At 46.8% G+C, this 15,823-nt stretch carries 26 protein-coding genes; all 26 read left to right on the top strand.

What is annotated here, in order from left to right; translation table 11 throughout:
• The 26 genes from AC0MA3_RS21245 to AC0MA3_RS21120 all read left to right on the top strand — a co-directional run bounded on the left by AC0MA3_RS21245 (nucleotide 1) and on the right by AC0MA3_RS21120 (nucleotide 15,817).
• Nucleotides 1–810, top strand: coding sequence for a hypothetical protein (locus tag AC0MA3_RS21245; RefSeq protein ID WP_474657656.1), 810 nt, complete (start codon nucleotides 1–3; stop codon nucleotides 808–810).
• Entirely contained in the window at nucleotides 773–2,044 is a 1,272-nt protein-coding gene (locus AC0MA3_RS21240; protein ID WP_474657655.1) for a replicative DNA helicase, read from the top strand. The genes AC0MA3_RS21245 and AC0MA3_RS21240 overlap by 38 nt, the downstream gene beginning before the upstream one ends.
• 9 nt (nucleotides 2,045–2,053) lie before the next feature.
• Complete coding sequence (locus AC0MA3_RS21235) at nucleotides 2,054–2,524, top strand: hypothetical protein (protein WP_474657654.1); 471 nt, start codon at nucleotides 2,054–2,056, stop codon at nucleotides 2,522–2,524.
• 53 nt (nucleotides 2,525–2,577) lie between these two features.
• Nucleotides 2,578–2,877 (top strand): hypothetical protein, encoded by a 300-nt coding sequence (locus tag AC0MA3_RS21230; protein ID WP_474657653.1) that lies wholly within the window; start codon nucleotides 2,578–2,580, stop codon nucleotides 2,875–2,877.
• Entirely contained in the window at nucleotides 2,819–2,977 is a 159-nt protein-coding gene (locus AC0MA3_RS21225) for a hypothetical protein (RefSeq protein ID WP_474657652.1), read from the top strand. Before AC0MA3_RS21230 ends, AC0MA3_RS21225 begins: the two co-directional genes overlap by 59 nt.
• 240 nt (nucleotides 2,978–3,217) lie before the next feature.
• Nucleotides 3,218–3,634 carry a hypothetical protein gene (locus AC0MA3_RS21220; RefSeq protein ID WP_474657651.1) on the top strand — a complete coding sequence of 139 codons (417 nt, stop codon included), beginning with the start codon at nucleotides 3,218–3,220 and terminating at the stop codon, nucleotides 3,632–3,634.
• A complete protein-coding gene (locus AC0MA3_RS21215) occupies nucleotides 3,627–3,887 on the top strand; it encodes a hypothetical protein (protein WP_474657650.1) in 261 nt (86 codons plus the stop codon). Before AC0MA3_RS21220 ends, AC0MA3_RS21215 begins: the two co-directional genes overlap by 8 nt.
• Nucleotides 3,888–4,406 carry a hypothetical protein gene (locus AC0MA3_RS21210; RefSeq protein ID WP_474657649.1) on the top strand — a complete coding sequence of 173 codons (519 nt, stop codon included), beginning with the start codon at nucleotides 3,888–3,890 and terminating at the stop codon, nucleotides 4,404–4,406. It abuts the gene before it with no gap.
• Nucleotides 4,403–4,762, top strand: coding sequence for a hypothetical protein (locus AC0MA3_RS21205; RefSeq protein WP_474657648.1), 360 nt, complete (start codon nucleotides 4,403–4,405; stop codon nucleotides 4,760–4,762). Before AC0MA3_RS21210 ends, AC0MA3_RS21205 begins: the two co-directional genes overlap by 4 nt.
• The gene (locus tag AC0MA3_RS21200) at nucleotides 4,759–5,685 is read left to right on the top strand and encodes a DNA cytosine methyltransferase (protein ID WP_474657647.1); all 927 of its coding nucleotides are present in this window, start codon (nucleotides 4,759–4,761) and stop codon (nucleotides 5,683–5,685) included. Before AC0MA3_RS21205 ends, AC0MA3_RS21200 begins: the two co-directional genes overlap by 4 nt.
• 96 nt (nucleotides 5,686–5,781) lie before the next feature.
• On the top strand, nucleotides 5,782–6,063 hold the full coding sequence (locus AC0MA3_RS21195) for a hypothetical protein (RefSeq protein WP_474657646.1): 282 nt from the start codon (nucleotides 5,782–5,784) through the stop codon (nucleotides 6,061–6,063).
• Nucleotides 6,060–6,389 (top strand): hypothetical protein, encoded by a 330-nt coding sequence (locus AC0MA3_RS21190; RefSeq protein ID WP_474657645.1) that lies wholly within the window; start codon nucleotides 6,060–6,062, stop codon nucleotides 6,387–6,389. Before AC0MA3_RS21195 ends, AC0MA3_RS21190 begins: the two co-directional genes overlap by 4 nt.
• A gap of 106 nt (nucleotides 6,390–6,495) precedes the next feature.
• The gene (locus tag AC0MA3_RS21185) at nucleotides 6,496–6,861 is read left to right on the top strand and encodes a YopX family protein (RefSeq protein WP_474657644.1); all 366 of its coding nucleotides are present in this window, start codon (nucleotides 6,496–6,498) and stop codon (nucleotides 6,859–6,861) included.
• Between the two features lie 14 nt (nucleotides 6,862–6,875).
• Nucleotides 6,876–7,220 (top strand): hypothetical protein, encoded by a 345-nt coding sequence (locus tag AC0MA3_RS21180; RefSeq protein WP_474657643.1) that lies wholly within the window; start codon nucleotides 6,876–6,878, stop codon nucleotides 7,218–7,220.
• A 20-nt stretch (nucleotides 7,221–7,240) separates the two neighbouring features.
• On the top strand, nucleotides 7,241–7,537 hold the full coding sequence (locus tag AC0MA3_RS21175) for a hypothetical protein (RefSeq protein WP_474657642.1): 297 nt from the start codon (nucleotides 7,241–7,243) through the stop codon (nucleotides 7,535–7,537).
• On the top strand, nucleotides 7,534–7,767 hold the full coding sequence (locus tag AC0MA3_RS21170; RefSeq protein WP_474657641.1) for a hypothetical protein: 234 nt from the start codon (nucleotides 7,534–7,536) through the stop codon (nucleotides 7,765–7,767). The genes AC0MA3_RS21175 and AC0MA3_RS21170 overlap by 4 nt, the downstream gene beginning before the upstream one ends.
• 98 nt (nucleotides 7,768–7,865) lie before the next feature.
• A complete protein-coding gene (locus AC0MA3_RS21165; protein WP_474657640.1) occupies nucleotides 7,866–8,132 on the top strand; it encodes a hypothetical protein in 267 nt (88 codons plus the stop codon).
• Entirely contained in the window at nucleotides 8,125–8,436 is a 312-nt protein-coding gene (locus AC0MA3_RS21160) for a hypothetical protein (protein ID WP_474657639.1), read from the top strand. The genes AC0MA3_RS21165 and AC0MA3_RS21160 overlap by 8 nt, the downstream gene beginning before the upstream one ends.
• A 194-nt stretch (nucleotides 8,437–8,630) precedes the next feature.
• Nucleotides 8,631–8,975 carry a DUF1064 domain-containing protein gene (locus AC0MA3_RS21155; protein ID WP_474657638.1) on the top strand — a complete coding sequence of 115 codons (345 nt, stop codon included), beginning with the start codon at nucleotides 8,631–8,633 and terminating at the stop codon, nucleotides 8,973–8,975.
• Complete coding sequence (locus tag AC0MA3_RS21150; RefSeq protein WP_474657637.1) at nucleotides 8,972–9,169, top strand: hypothetical protein; 198 nt, start codon at nucleotides 8,972–8,974, stop codon at nucleotides 9,167–9,169. Before AC0MA3_RS21155 ends, AC0MA3_RS21150 begins: the two co-directional genes overlap by 4 nt.
• A gap of 109 nt (nucleotides 9,170–9,278) precedes the next feature.
• Entirely contained in the window at nucleotides 9,279–10,295 is a 1,017-nt protein-coding gene (locus AC0MA3_RS21145; RefSeq protein ID WP_474657636.1) for a hypothetical protein, read from the top strand.
• Between the two features lie 219 nt (nucleotides 10,296–10,514).
• Nucleotides 10,515–10,934: a hypothetical protein gene (locus tag AC0MA3_RS21140; RefSeq protein WP_474657635.1), complete on the top strand. Its 420-nt coding sequence runs from the start codon at nucleotides 10,515–10,517 to the stop codon at nucleotides 10,932–10,934.
• A gap of 738 nt (nucleotides 10,935–11,672) precedes the next feature.
• Complete coding sequence (locus AC0MA3_RS21135) at nucleotides 11,673–12,068, top strand: terminase small subunit (RefSeq protein ID WP_474657634.1); 396 nt, start codon at nucleotides 11,673–11,675, stop codon at nucleotides 12,066–12,068.
• Nucleotides 12,065–13,510, top strand: coding sequence for a terminase large subunit domain-containing protein (locus AC0MA3_RS21130; protein WP_474657633.1), 1,446 nt, complete (start codon nucleotides 12,065–12,067; stop codon nucleotides 13,508–13,510). The genes AC0MA3_RS21135 and AC0MA3_RS21130 overlap by 4 nt, the downstream gene beginning before the upstream one ends.
• Entirely contained in the window at nucleotides 13,504–13,728 is a 225-nt protein-coding gene (locus AC0MA3_RS21125) for a hypothetical protein (RefSeq protein ID WP_474657632.1), read from the top strand. Before AC0MA3_RS21130 ends, AC0MA3_RS21125 begins: the two co-directional genes overlap by 7 nt.
• Before the next feature lie 10 nt (nucleotides 13,729–13,738).
• Complete coding sequence (locus tag AC0MA3_RS21120; protein ID WP_474657631.1) at nucleotides 13,739–15,817, top strand: portal protein; 2,079 nt, start codon at nucleotides 13,739–13,741, stop codon at nucleotides 15,815–15,817.
• Nucleotides 15,818–15,823: the final 6 nt, after the last annotated feature.

Here is a 15,823-nt window from a genome sequence, read left to right as displayed (position 1 = left end):
ATGGCCTGGATCGAAAGTCATCAAGGATTAGGACGGCACATTAAAACTAAACGACTTGCAAGAAAGTTGAAAATAGATATACCTGCAACGATTGGTCACCTTCACTTGTTGTGGTGGTGGGCGATGGACAATTTACCAGACGGTAACCTTAGCGTATTAGAACCAGAAGACATTGCTGATGAAATGATGTGGAGTGGAGACGCTGCAGAACTATTGCAAGCACTGCACGAAACTGGATTTGTTGATGAAGTTGCCGGACAGTTATTTATACACGACTGGCATGATTACATTGGGCGGCTTCTTGATCGTAGAAAAAAGGAGACGGACAGGAAAAGGGAGTACCGAAGGAAGTCACAGGAGTGTCCCGCGGGACAAGCGCAGGAAGAGACACGGGACGGCGGTGGTAACAGTACCGTACCTAACAGAACTATAAAAGATATTGTCGATTCTGAAGAATGCGACAGAACGTTTGAACAATTTTGGGAAGTGTATCCTCAAAAAGTTGGTAAGCAATCAGCAAAGAAAAAATGGACAAGCACTGTTTATCCAAAGATAGCAAAAGGGAAGATCACCATAGGCCAAATCATCAAAGGTACTCAAGAGTACACAGAAGCATGCAAAACAAAAGACAGATCATTTAAGGATGGATCGACATTTGTGAATCAAGAAGCATGGAATGAGGAATGGAGTAAGGCTTTAAGACCTAAAGTCATATCTCCGATGCCGACACTTGTAGAACCAACACCTATTGATCCGTATTTGGAGGCTGAATATGAAAAACGAATGGGCACGGACCCTAGAAGCGCATGAGGAAACACTGGGCATATTTCTAAACGAACCAGATTTATTCAGAGAGTGCTTGCCACTTTTAAAACCGGAATTATTCTTGGATTACGAGTGGCTGTACCGTGTGATGCGGAATGTAGATGAATCAGAAGGTCTGACCTTCGCCGGAGTGATCCGGTCAAGAGAGTGTCCGGTAGAACGGCTGGAAGATGTGAAGATGCTCAAGGAAACATTTTTCAACGAAGCCCGGCTGCCATCACTGATTAAAGAAATGAAGCGCACACGGATTAAACGGGACCTGTACGTGATTGGAACGGAAATGATGTCCAAGCTTGGAACCATGGATGCAGATGATATCTTGCGAGAGGCACAAAAGGACATCATGTACTTGCAAACATCCGATGGCGAGGACATTTCAGACACCGCCGGTGATGTTGAAAAGTGGTTCCAGTACATCATGGAAATTGCCGAGGATCCCAGCAAAGCATTCGGAATGCTCACGGGGCTATCGTCCATCGACAATATCTTAACTGGTCTGCACCGGCAGCACTTCAGTGTATTGGGCGGTTACACCAGCATGGGGAAGACGGCAATCGTCATAGAAATGCTACTGCGAATGAATGCAGCGAAATACAAATGTGCGATGTTCTCTCTCGAAATGTCTAAGCGCGACCTTTATAACCGGATGATGGCGAACCTCATGCAGGTGAACAGCAGAGATTTGAAGATGGGCCGACTTTACAAAGAGCAGTATCAGAAAATCCCGAACTTCAAGGATCAGTTAAAAAGCTTGTACATTGACGATACCCGCGGGCTAACTGCAGACCAGATATGCGACAAGATCAAATACCTGAAGCGCAAACAAGGGTTAGATTTTGTAGTGGTCGATTACATCCAGGATGTAGGGGAAACCGGAGAGACGAACGACAACGGCGGCAGCGCGATTGCAAGGATATGCCGGAAGCTCAGAAAATCAGCACTTGATGATGATTGCCACGTTATGGGTCTTTCGCAAGTATCACGGGCGATTGCTTCCCGGGAGGACAAAAGGCCAAAGATAAGTGACCTTGCCGGGAGCACAGGAATAGAAACGTCTGCAGATGTAATTATGCTGGCTTACCGTGATGAATATTACAACTCAGATACTAAATTTCCTGGGCTGGTAGAAATGGACATTGTAAAGCACCGAAATGGTGAGATTGGCAGGGCAAACCTGAGATTTGATAAAGTGACTCAAAAAATAAGTGATTACCGATAAGGAGGTTTTATGAGCTGGGATGAAGTGTTCAACCGGTTAGCTAAGTCAGCCTTGAAAAGTGGGGTGCTGATGGAGGACGAATACCGGGAATTGCTTCTAGGCGAGGACGTGTCTACCCGGATTGGAAACATGATTGAACTGCTACGAGAAAAAAAGCTTGCGCAATTAGTGAAAGGCGCTCAATTCATCGAAGCTATTGGACCTGATGATGCAAGGCGTGGTAAGGCAGTTGAGAAATACAACAAGATCAGTGATTCACTGTCATATGCACCTGAAACCGTACAATATGACTCCCGTCCAACATATTTGTCAGTGTATGCGGCGATGGTAAACCACTTAAACGAGTATGGAAGGACACTGAAGTACGAGGAGTTACGGAAAATGTTCCCCATGCTTACCACGCAGCAAGTTAAATGGGGGATGAATGAGTACGAAGAATCCATAAGTCATGTATTTGTGATAGAAAGCGAATCGGCTTAGGTGGTTAACGGAGTTTACAAAGCCACTATATGCGCGAGAAAAGGAGTGAACACATGCCAACTCCAAAACTAACCACAGAATACCGGCAGAACAAAAAGAACAGCAGCGAGACGCCAAAGACGTTTGAATCCTTCCGATGGCTGCTGAAAGAGAACCTGGAAACGCAGGACATGCTTCTCACCATGATGCGCCGGGAAGCCACAACGATCGGAGTAACCAAGGAATACCGCGAGGAATATATCAAGCAGCGCCTGGATGAAATGATGGAACAGATCATAAAGGAGCGTGAAGCACGTGAAAGAGCTAAAAGAGCTGGATCTAAAAATAGGGCAACGGATCGAAGTACTGGCTGAGGTGAAACGGTACAACGCGAAGGTGAATCTGCCAACGGTGCTGCTGATCGGTGGACAACGATACATTTTGGATATGGGACAAGGGAGGGAACAGGGATGAAGGTATGGGTTTGTGAGAAAGAAGGATGCGGATGGGAAGGAAAAAGACCTGCAACTATGGGGGCTGCCGGATTGAAAGTTAAGGTGTGCCAGAGTTGCTTGTCGGGTAAGATCCACCAAGAGGAACGAAAGTAGCGCGCACAGCTAATACAAGCCCCACACAGACGTTATAAACGTATCTACAGGTATTTGGTAGTATCTAAAATAGGAGCACTCTACGGGGCTTATAGAAGGTGAGAGGGTGAAGGGAATGGAAGAGGTAAAGTTGGGCGCGGATGTTAAAGATGGGGATATCGTAAAACACACCATGAATGTGCAGACAGGAACACGGAGAGTAAGACAAGGACGATCCTACAACGATTATTCTGTATACGGAGATAAAGAAGTTACAGGAGTTGTAGAGATGGGAATATACGCAGTGGGAATCAGCACAAAGAAAATCAGATGCTTGATTGTTAAAACTGATGAAAACTATTCGTATGATTCATATTTCACTGGCAGTGGAAAAGCCAGCGACACGCCAGATAGGTTTACAAAGAACCTTTCAGAACCATTGTACCAAGATAAGAAGTATACGGTTCTAGGTAATATCTACGAATCGACCGAATCCACTCAACGAAGTGAAGGCCGTAAAGGGTATGGGGGTTCCCATGAATAAACTAACAGAGAAGATATACAAAAGAATTTCGATGGCGAACCAGCACAATGAACAAACAATCGTAATCAGCAAAGAAGACGCAGTTCACCTCCTATCTTTCCTAGAAGAAAAGGACAAAGCTCTAGCGTTCTACGCAGATGAAGATAACTATTTTACAGACGGTAGAAGTCCTCTGACATTCGTGGAAAGAGATAACGGAGATATCGCCCGTAAAGCCCTTAATACATCCTCTAACAACGAAGGAGAGATATAGATGACACCAGAACGGATAGAAGAGATCAAACAAATGGTTTCTGCAGTATCAGGAGGAGAATGGGTCTTTGACAAACATGAGCAAGTAGTTATGAGTCGTGGAGAATTCTTGTTTGCATTACAAGGCGCAAGAATTACAGACAGAAAATATATTTTGTCAGGAAAAGAAGCAATTATAGATCTGCTGGCTGCTCTAGAAGAGGCACAACAACAGAAAGAGGCGTATAAGGAAGAGTATTTCAGAGAAAGCGCCGAGAATGTCAGAAACGGCAGATTGTTAACTGAGGCACAACAGACCATAGCCCGAAAGCAGTTGTACATTGAAAAACTGGAATTAAGCCGAGAAAACGCGCAGCAGGCAGCCGACGATATAGCGAGGGAAAAGGGTTTAGAACTGTTTGAAGCGAGGCAGACCATAGCCTGGCTGGAGTCGGAACTTGAAGAAATGACTGATGACCGAAATATATGGCGAAGTAATTCTTTTGAGTGGGAAGGCGAGGAAGGGGAGACACAGCCATGACACAGGTACAGACAATGACCAACAAACAGATAGATGTGGCACTTGCTAAATTATGCGGATACAAAATATACGCTGAGGAATTTAGTGTCAGCCATGAGCTTGTTGTGAGGTATGAAGATCCATCCGCAGTTAAGGGATTGAAATTCTTCAGCCCCTGCACTGACCCTGCTGCCTCTCTAGAGGTACAGACAGCAGCATACAGCAAGAACCCAATTGAGTTTATGAGAAACATTGCTGAAGTACAAGGATGGAACGCAGGAGCAAGGATCAGCATAGAAGAAGCCGGACAGTTAGCGAACCCCACGCTCAGAGAGAGGGCAGAGGCGGCATATATCACGCTACAGGGGGAGACATGAATCACTTAAGCCTGTTCAGTGGAATCGGCGGCATTGATTTAGCAGCTCACTGGGCTGGCATGCAGACAGTGGCGTTTTGTGAAAGAGAGCCATATCCAGTGAAGGTATTGCAAAAGAACTTCCCTGGCATCCCCATATACGATGATGTGAAGACACTGACAAAAGCGAGGTTGATTGAAGATGGAATCATTGGAGATGGGAGAACAATTGACATTATTTCCGCCGGATATCCTTGCCAGCCTTTTAGTAACGCCGGGAAACGAAAAGGCAAAGAAGATGACCGTCACCTCTGGCCATTTGTTATCGAACTTATACATGAAATCCGGCCCCGTTGGTTCATTGGCGAGAATGTTGCTGGACACATCACTTTGGGGCTCGACGATGTGCTTGCTGACTTGGCAGACGCGAACTACACAGCACAATCATTTGTTATTCCAGCTGCGGCCGTCGGTGCCCCACAACGCAGAGATCGCATCTTCGTTGTGGCCAACTCCGAAGGCGAGCGATGGGGAAAAAGGCGGACCAAACCAGCGAGACAGCAAAGGGAATTTCGCTTTGCCAGGAGCAGTTCATCATCAGAAGATGTGGCCAACACCAAAATCCAGTTTAAGAGGGGATTGTCCCTCAGAACGGGAGAGGAGAACGCCAGACTTGCATGCAACTGTGAACATTCAGGGGACGCAGACTGGTCAATTGAATCCGACTTGGTTAGAGTGCTTGATGGGTTTTCCGGAAGGCTGGACGGACATAGATGGCCCGCAGGACAAGGAGCAGAACAATATGACTGGGAGCCACCAAGAGTAGCAACCGGTGTAAAGAACCGGGTAGGCCGCCTGAAGGGCCTAGGTAATGCCGTAGTTCCTTGGCAGATCTACCCAATCATGGCTGCGATAAAAGCGATAGATGATGCACTAGGCCGATAGGCCACCATCCGGCGGAATAAACCCAGGCTTTAGCCGGGGGCCGAAACAGATCGGGAGTAGGAGTATCCCTCCTCTCCCACTAAGGGAGGAACAAACATGAAATTTCGTAAAAAACCAGTAGTAATCGAGGCATTTATATGGACCGGTGGACCAGATCAAACAGAAGACCCGGAATGGGTTATTGAAAAGATAAAGTCAGGTGATGTTTGGTTTTATACCGAAGAACGAGGGACGTTTATGCAGATAAGAACACTGGAAGGAGTAAAGCAAGCGAGTCCAGGAGATTACATCATTCGCGGCGTGAATGGCGATATTTACCCATGCAAGTCAGATATTTTCACAGCAACATATGAACCGGTAGGGGAGGAAGCCCAATGACACTCACAAGGGAAGAGATAGTCACTGAAGAAACTGTATATGCGAAATTTGTTGATCTGGCACTGAGTTGGAACCCAATCGGCGGAGCTATCAATATTGCGAACCTATCGAGGTTATTGAAAGCAAGCAAATATCAAACCCGCAAGCAAGTCCATATTCTCCGGGATAAAGGAATGGTCGAATTAAAGTGCTTTAGTATCCCGGATGAAGAAGAAGTATACCCGCCGTATTGGGGATACCTACTTACGGAAAAGGGCAAAGAGACGGAATATTATCAGCAGCAAAAGCAAAACAATGATTGGATCTTATCAGAGCTATTCTCATAACGGCCGTTAGGACTCCGTAGCGACCGAATCAGCTTAGCTTAGCGGAGGCCGTATAGGGCTTAACTTATAAGGGGGCTGAGACCCCAATCAAAGGAGACGATACACGATGAGCAGAGAGATTAAGTTCCGGGCGTGGGACCCGAAAAGAAAAGTAATGGAGAATTGTATTAGCATCAATCCATTTCATATCACTGACTGCGACCGGTTCTTGTGGAAATGGGGAGAAGTTGAAGTCATGCAATACACCGGATTAAAGGACAAGAACGGCCGGGAGATCTACGAAGGGGATATTGTGCATCGTGAGTTTCACGAAACACATAACTTAGCCATCAGAAAAGTAGTTTTTCACAACGATGGATTCAAACTGCAAGAAACCGGAATGTTCAATGGCTTGTCTATGTTGTATCCATCTCTAGAATTTATTGAAATCATCGGCAACATCTACGAGAATCCAGAACTACTAGAGGTATAAGGGGGAGAAGAGGAATGGATAAATTTACAGTAATGGTGATGCGCAACAAGACGAATGCGGAAAGATACCTTGCAGCAAACGCTGATGTTGGGGATTGGGACGATGAAAACCTGGACGTTACTTTGGACAATATCCAGAACGGCTACATGATTATTCGCAAAGACAAGATCGCTCCGACAACCGCGGATTTTGAGGAACACAAGAAATGGCATGCTGAGTTGAAACGTGTGCTTACTGAGAAGTGGGGGCCAGATCCGTTTATCTCGCTGGATTTTGGTGCAGTGTGCGAACATTACGAGCCAGTGAATGTGGAGATCACGCAAGAGCAACTTCAGTACGCACAAGAACTTATGGAATAGATTAAGGGGGAGAAGAGGATATGTACTACTTACGCAAGGAACCGGAAGAGCATACAATCCCGGAGATAGCTAAAACCGATGGGACCACCATTCCCGAGAGGAAGTTCATGAGCGAGGACCAGGCCATCTACAAGGCCCGTGACCTCTCCCGGTTCTACCGTGCCAGCTTTAGTGGGATTGATGGACGTTATCAAGGCATGAAGGTGTACCAGTGCAAAGAACTTAAGCGAATCCTTAAGCTTCGGGAATTCACACTCAAGGCAACAAATGAGTTATTTGATATATACGACGAGAACGGGAAGGTGACCACAGAATGAGCAGAATCGTTGAACCAAGACACGACACAGCAGGCAAGCTTATCCAGGAACATGATGTTTTGAAGGACGAGGAAACTGGAGAGATGGCGCTGGTTATTAAAACTAGGAATAAGGCTGGTGTAAGGGGGCTTGCTGTCGAGAATAACATCACTGGACTGGGTGACTGGCTGGATGTTTACCCGGATGGCTTATGGACTATCGTAGGTAACGCTGGGATGACAGTAGTTTGATGCAATAGGGCCGTCAGGCCATCGTATCGACCGAAATACTCAGGCGGAGCCGGAGGCCGTATAGGATCTGGCTCCCCATAAAGAAAGGAACAACCCACATGATCAATGAGTTGAAGAAAACATATGAGTTACTACCGAAGCATCCAGACGAAAAAGGAAGACTGTTAGAAGTACATGCGCATAGACAAGAAGGGTATGAGATCAGACTTGAGGTGTATTTCAACGAAAGGTCTAAGCTGGGTGCCACGTACATCGTAACTCATGATGAACTGAAAAGCGTGAAATTCGATTATGAAGCATATGCAATCGAGACAATCTGCGGTTTTGTGAAAAAGAAGTTGGGGGAGGAAACAGACAATGTCTAAACTAATAGACAGCGAAAAGCTACTGGAATGGCTGAAAATCAGAGAAGATGAAGCTTATGCAAATGCTGCACAGACACTTAGTCCATCCTTATTCAAAGGAAAAGCAGAAGCATTTAACGATGTTGTGAGTTATGTGAGTTCAGGCCATTTTTACCCCACACCAGTACAGCCAGACACCAATACCTACCAAGAAGATATAAACAAAATGGCAAATATGTTGTCTGTGATGCAAGCGCAAATGGAATCAACAAACGATAACCTTAAGCGAATGGTGAAGAGAATGGAGGTAATAAACAATGAGTAGCGCCCAAAAGAAACACCGCCGTATCACCCCTATGCCGGTAACATCCAGTTTCCCACCGCCGAACCGGGCAACCGTACACAGCGAATGCATCACTCGCCAAATGACCGCAGGGGATTGGGCGAAGTACGGACCACTTAACCCAGCGCCACGGAATAAAAGTCACTACATGAGCGGTAAGAAAGGCGGGAAAAAGGATGCGAAGCAAGTACGGAGCGAAAAAGACGCAAGTTAGTGGCATCACCTTCGACAGTAAAGCAGAGGCTACAAGGTACCGTGAGCTAATGCTCCTACAACGCGCTGGAGAGGTCACAGAGGTAGTTTTGCAGCCATCATACGTATTAATGCCCGGATTCAAGCACAAGGCCACAGGCAAGCGCGTACAAGCTATCACGTATAGGGCAGACTTCCTTGTAACGTATGCAGACGGCCACCAGGAGATTGAGGATGTGAAAGGAGTTAAGACTCCCGTTTACTTGCTGAAAAGGAAACTGTTCATGAACCTTCATCCAGATCTTTATATCAAGGAGGTCAGCGCATGATAGCAGCATGGATCAACCTAGGCGAATCTTATGAGCTCATCAGCGAGTACGGAACCCGTGGAGGCACGATCATCACGTTGGACAAGCAAATACATCAGCGTAACCTAAGAGCGCTGTATGAGCCTCCTATAGGCTTTAAAACGGACGATTATAAGTTCGCGGAAAGACGGTTGATCAATCGCAAAACGGCATGATTAAACAGTGAGAAAACGCAAGTAAAACAAAGATAATAGTACAATAACAACATTAAATAGTGTATAATATAGGTAATAGTCAAGAATATGAACGAAATGAGGGATATTCGTGGAAATATCGGAATTGCAAGCGCAAATCGAGCAGTTACAGTATGAACTTGATGCAGAAAATCAGCGTGATGGCGTTAAGAATGAACAAAAAGTTGCCGAGCTTGAAAAACGCATCGAGGATCTGCAACAAGAATTAGAGGTTGAACAACAGGCTGAGAAATACGCACAACAACCAGTTGTCGATCCAGTAATTGCCCGCGGAGAAGAAGAAATTTCGCTGTTTGGAGTTCCTCTTGGTGCATACTTCTCCACTATCGCTGACCACGTGTCTGTAAGATCGGTAATTATCCCTGCATTTAAACAGTTGATTCAGGAAAAGCAAGATGTTGAAGATGGGTATAACAAGCTTAGCGAAACTTCAGAAGCGGAGACACAACGGCTGAATGAAGTTATTGAGGCTAAAGATACGGAAATCGCCGCATTAAAAGCAGCACTGTACGAATCGCAATTGCAAGCAGAAGACCATGCAGCGAAGCGAGACAATGCTTATAATGAGTTGCTGGAAGCGAAGAAGACAATCGATGAGCTCACAGATAAATTAACTGCTGCGACTGCACCAAAAACACCAACACGGACAAATCTTGATGGAGCAGAAGTAGCGAAGAAAGAAAAAAGAGTTATTTATGACGTAGAGTACATCGGTAAACGTAACGAGAAATTCACAGCAAAGTTTGCGGACACGGATGAATCATTCGAAGATTACTCTTTATACAAGGACACAAAGTATACGGAGGTAACTGCCGAAGAGGCAATTCCGTTTCGAACCGAATACCTGGCGGCAAATGGGCCGGAAGAAGTTGTGGACGATCATACACACGATACTTCCTCAGACGAGGTAACCTACACGGCGCCGGCCTTTCGTGAAGAGGACAGCGCAACCAGTGGACTGGATCAAACAGACGCTAGTAGCGAAGTGGCAGGAAAGAGTGTTGAAGAAAGACTCCAGGAAGTCGAGTTGAAGGTAGAAAAGTTGATGAATGCCGTATTTGTAGCAACAAATGGAGAGGCGGCCTAAATGGCTGCTTCTTCTCCTCTTAAAAAAGGCGATAAGGTACGTAACAAACGGGATCACAGGGATATCGCAATAGTGATGGAGGTCCAGTTTAATATTGTACCCGGATTCGGAGTAGGCTACCGCATATTGATCATGCAAGATGGATTGAGAAGGTGGGAGCCGGGAAGTATGTGGGAAGTGATTAAGGAGTAATTCATATTATCTATAGGGGGGATAACCATGAACTGGAAGGAGTCATACAACGACATATGCAGTGAGCTGCGGATCGTGCAGATCCATGAAATGGAGATCAGGCGGCGGGTGGAACTGGCTCATGACGTTCTGTTCTCAGGCAAGATGTCATCCTCTGGCGACTACGTGCATATTCCTCTGGATAAAGGGCTAGAGAAATACTTGGCAGCAGTCAGTGAGTTGGAAAAAGCCCAGGCCGAGACAGACCGTCTGCAAAAGATCAAAAATGATATGGAAGCCGAAATGGTGAAGTTTACCGGGCTGGCGAATGTAATACAGTGCAAACGCATGGAAGGTAAGTCTTACAAGGTAATAGCTGCTGAACTCGGATACAGCGAGGGATACCTGAGAAGACACATGAGTGAAACAGGTAACAAACAGGTAACACAAAGTGCAAAAGCATCGTGATATAATGGTTTCATGAGGAATTGGCGACCAGTGACGCGCGGACTGCCCCTGTCGCCGATTCCCCAACACTCCCTCACTGGACAATCTCATTACTCGGCGCTGGCGCTACCTTTTATACATTGAGGCTCTGTCGTAACCATAGAAAAAGCATCGACCTACGCCGCAGGGTTTGCCCTAAACGGGAGTGCACCGCCCTACAGTCCCATTAGCAACCGATGCTGTTACGCTCAGAGCCTGAGTGTATAAAACATTCAGCAACAACCACACACCGCGAAAGGGAAAGACTCACCCCTAGTGGTGGTGTGGATCTGCATATATGTTCGGACCACATACCCGATGGCCCGAGCGAACAAGAGGTAACGACATGTCGTCGTTGCCTTTTTTGTTTTTATCTCTGCATCGAGACGACCGAAATACTAAGCGAAGCGAGGCCGGATCAGATTGAGGTATTCAGAACGTTACCTAGCATTGGTATTAATGGTAATGATATATATCTTTATAGAGGTGGTGAGATAGATGGATAATAGATATCCTCAGCCAGAAACATACGAATGTTGCACAGAAAAGAGGAAAAGGAAGTGCAAGATACACAGGTCGGGGCTGAAATCCCGGTCAAGAAATACAAGAAGGGGCATAAGAACAGCTCGTTATTACGCAATTACGTTGTTACGTGAATAATGAGTCTCCGAAATTACGGGGGTTATATCGTAAATAAGTGATTAGAGGGAGGTGAACACAATGGCATTGACGGATAAGCAGAAAAACTTCGTTAACGAGTACATGAAGGATATGAACGGCTCAGCAGCTTATCTGCGTGCTGGGTACCAATGTACTGAAGAGGCCGCAAGACGGGCCGCAAGTCGTTTGTTGACAAATGTGGACATTCAGTCCGAAATCGGACAAAGAACGGACACAATGCAGCGAGAATCGGGCATGAGTGTCCAATGGGTGCTAGAAAAGTACAAAAAGATCATCGAGAAAAACGAGGACGTTGATCCAGCTGTAGCCAAGGGAGCACTTGATAGTGTTGCTAAGCATTATGGCATGTTCAAAGATAAGGTTGAGGTAACTGGTGAAGGTGGCGGTGCACTTCAGGTTATTTTCAGTTCCAATATGAAAAAGGTGGAATCATGACAAAAGTAGTCATACCGTATGAGCCGCAGCCCAGACAGATACTTTACCACCAGACGAATGATATTGATGAACTCTTATACGGCGGCGCTGCTGGTGGGGGAAAGTCCGAAGCTACGATATGGGACGCGCTACAATATGCCTTGGAGTATCCTGGCAGCCGGCAGATCATCTTCAGACGGACTTTCCCGGACTTACAACGCTCCATCATTGCCAGAACGATTGTGGCTTACCCTAAGGAGCTGGGCAAGTACAACCAGTCCAAACATGAGTGGATCTTCATCAACGACTCAGTGATTGAACTGGCCTACTTTGACAGCGACATGCACAAAGCAAACTATGCCGGTGCTGAGTATGACGTAATCCGCTGGGAAGAGGTCACCCACTTTGAAGAAGGCTGGTATACATTCATGCTCTCCCGGTTACGGGGATCTACACCGTACCCAAGGTACATTAAAAGCACAACGAACCCAGGCAGCGTAGGACATGCGTGGGTTAAGAAGCGTTTCATCGACATTGGAGAGTGGGAGAAAGTACACCATATCCATGAAAGAGACGATGAGGGCGGTCTATTGTACCACCCGGACACAGGCGCGCCGATCATATCGAGGCGTATCTTCATACCAGCCAAGGTGCAGGATAACCCGGCGCTACTGCAAAATGATCCGAATTACATTGTGAGATTGATGCAACTACCCGAACAGGAGCGTAAACAGCTGCTTGATGGGGACTGGGACACATTCGCCGGTCAATACTTCAGTGAATTCAGCAGGGCTCTACACGTCGTAGAGCCTTTTGACATTCCTAGGGACTGGAAACGGTACAGGGCAATGGACGAGGGATACAATGACCCGTTTGTGTGCCTATGGGTGGCGCTTGATCCAAAGGGTACGGCTTACCTTTACCGCGAGTTTGTGAAGAGCAAGCTTCTGACCAGTGAGCAAGTGGAAATGGTTCGTTTGAACAGTGGCGCGGAGGAATACGAATACAGCGTAGCAGATACAAGCTTCTGGAACAGGGCCAAGACAGAGAACGTCACACCAGCTGAGATATTTGGAAATATGGGCGTACCGTTGATACAAGCGAAGAAAGAACGTGTGAACGGCTGGAAGCGCCTGAGAGAGTGGCTGCATCCCTCAGATACATTGGATCACGTAACGGGCAATATGTACAAGCATGCGAACCTGAAGATATTCAGCACATGCGTGAAGGCCATCGAGGCGATACCGTCAATGGTACACGATGACAAGATGGTGGAGGATGTTGCAGCCCACCCTTTGGATCACGTGCCTGATGCGCTGCGGTACTGGTGTATGAGCCGACCGCAAAACAGTGGAAATGAACGTCCATGGTCAGCGATGCCGGACGAGAAGAAACCCAGGAACTTTGATGAAGACGATGATGACGAATCCAGTATAAAGATATCGGGGTGGGGAGAATGGTAACCGTTCCATTATTGCTAGTGATCGGTATGTTGCTGATCTTCAGTGGCTATCAGATGCGTGTCATAGATCGCTTAACCAACAAGCTCATGGCAAAAGACTACCGGGAGTATAAGCAGCTAGACAAGTCAGCAAGGGAAGAGCCGGAAGGCCCTAAGCATAAGCCTAAGAGTTGGGCTGATGATGTGCATTACGAGGAAGAAACGGATGAACTACAGTAGGAGGTGACACATGACATTACTGGACAAGGGCAAAGAAATACTAGCGGGTGTGATGGGCAATGCAGACACTAAGCCTGAGAAGGAACCCATCAATACACCAGAGCAGCAAAGGATATATGCAATGGTCGATAGCGACTATCAGGTGTTCAAAGAGAACCGGCAGTCGATGGAAGAACAATGGCGGCTTGAAGCAAGGTTCTATCGTGGTGACCACTGGGAGGGATTACGCTCAGACCAGGCAATTAAGATGAGGCCTAGTAACGTGGACAACATTGCAGGCGCTCAGATTGACTCTATCCTGGGAAAAATCACAGGATGGGACCCGTTCCCGGACTTTGAAGCCCAAGAGGAAGGGGACGAAGAAAAGGCTCAAGACCTTAACGACTTCATCCCTTATGAGCTTAGGCAGATCGGCTTCAGGTCAAAGTACGTATTGGCCGTGAAGAGTGCTGTCATACATGGCCCGTTGATCCTCCAGACCTTATATGATCCCACCGTTGAAGGTGGACGAGGTAAGTTCAGGTATGACGGTCAAAACGATATCATCCCGGTGGAATTAGGTAGCTTCTTTCCAGATCCGAGGGTGAGAGATTTCATCTATCTGCAAAAGATGGGCGCCATCATCATCAATACACGCCAAACGATGGAGTATATCCGAGAACGCTGGCCTAAACAGGGCAAGAAGGTGTTGCCTGACCAGGACTCAAACGACACTGACATATTTAATACTGGACTTGAATCTCAGGAGTCATTCAACCATACATCAACATCTACGCAAAACTATAGTTCTCATCAGAACACTGTCGGACTGCTGGAATATTGGTACAGAGGACTTCCCAAAATGGTCACAGCAGAAGATAAAGCGTTATTTGCAGAGCAAGCCAAAAGCAATATTGCTGAAGGTAAGGACCCATCGGAAGCTATTGCCAAGGCAGAGGGACAAATGGAGGGCGTACACTGCATCTACGTGACCGCCAGCGGCGTTTTCCTTGAACATAAGGCATATGTCTATGATCACGGTAAATACCCGTTCAGCGCTCGCACATTGTCTCCTATTGAGGGGAGCATCTGGGGCAAAGGATTCATGCGGGACATGATTAAGCCTCAAATGATGCTGAATCGCTTTGCTGAACTTGCAGTAGAAACCATGTCGAAGCAAGGAAACGCCGGGATAGTGTACGAGGAAGGTGCTATTAACTCGAAACAGGTGCGCACTTGGAAAGAACAACGTTCTACGCCGGGCGCAATGCTTCCGGTTGCAGCGGATGCCATGAACCGGTGGAAGGAATTGCAGGGCATAAACGTTCCGGCTAGTGTGTTCAACATGATCCAGCATTATCTTGAGATGTTGCAGAAGATACCTGGACAGTTTGACTCGGCCAACGGGCAAGCAAGCAGCAATGTAACCAGTGGTGAACAAGCTAAGGCGCTGATATCTGCAGCAAGCACCAGACTAAATACAGTGACTGATGCCATACAGGAGACGCTACAAGAGGTATACGCGCAGTATGTGGAGTTAATCGCTCAGTTCTATACGACTGAACGTATCGCGCGTGTGACGGGCCGCCGAGTGGGTATGAGCCGCAATAGCTTGGTCAATAGCGTTCCAACGAAGTTTGATAATCCACTAGAAGACGGTGGATTCGAACGGATTGAAGTCAGTGAGGAATATGTACCGATGTTTGATATACAGGTAAACATTGCAGCAGACAAGCCAGTTGATAGAGAGTATTGGATTCAGATGGCCTTCAACATGCTTCAGATGCTGGACCCCATCACACAGATGCCGATGATTGACGCTGAGGCTGTGAGGTACACGGTGCAAAATGGTCGCATGGAGCCGATGAACGTCATTCAGCAGCGGATAAAAGAGGCTTCACAGATGCAACAGCGACAGCAGGAAGCCATGATGCAGGCGCAGCAATTGCAACAGGAGAATCAGGCGTTGCAGCAGCAAGTTGCACAGTACAGTGAGCAGCAAACCATGCAACAGCAGCAAGATAAGCAGTTCGAACAAGGTATCCAGCAGCAAAAGGTTGATATAGAGGCCGCAAAAGCAGCCACAGCATTAACAAAACAATCAGCATAGCAGGCC

Source organism: Paenibacillus sp. LS-5, from assembly GCF_056121505.1.
This window is presented reverse-complemented; position numbering and strand designations above follow the sequence as displayed.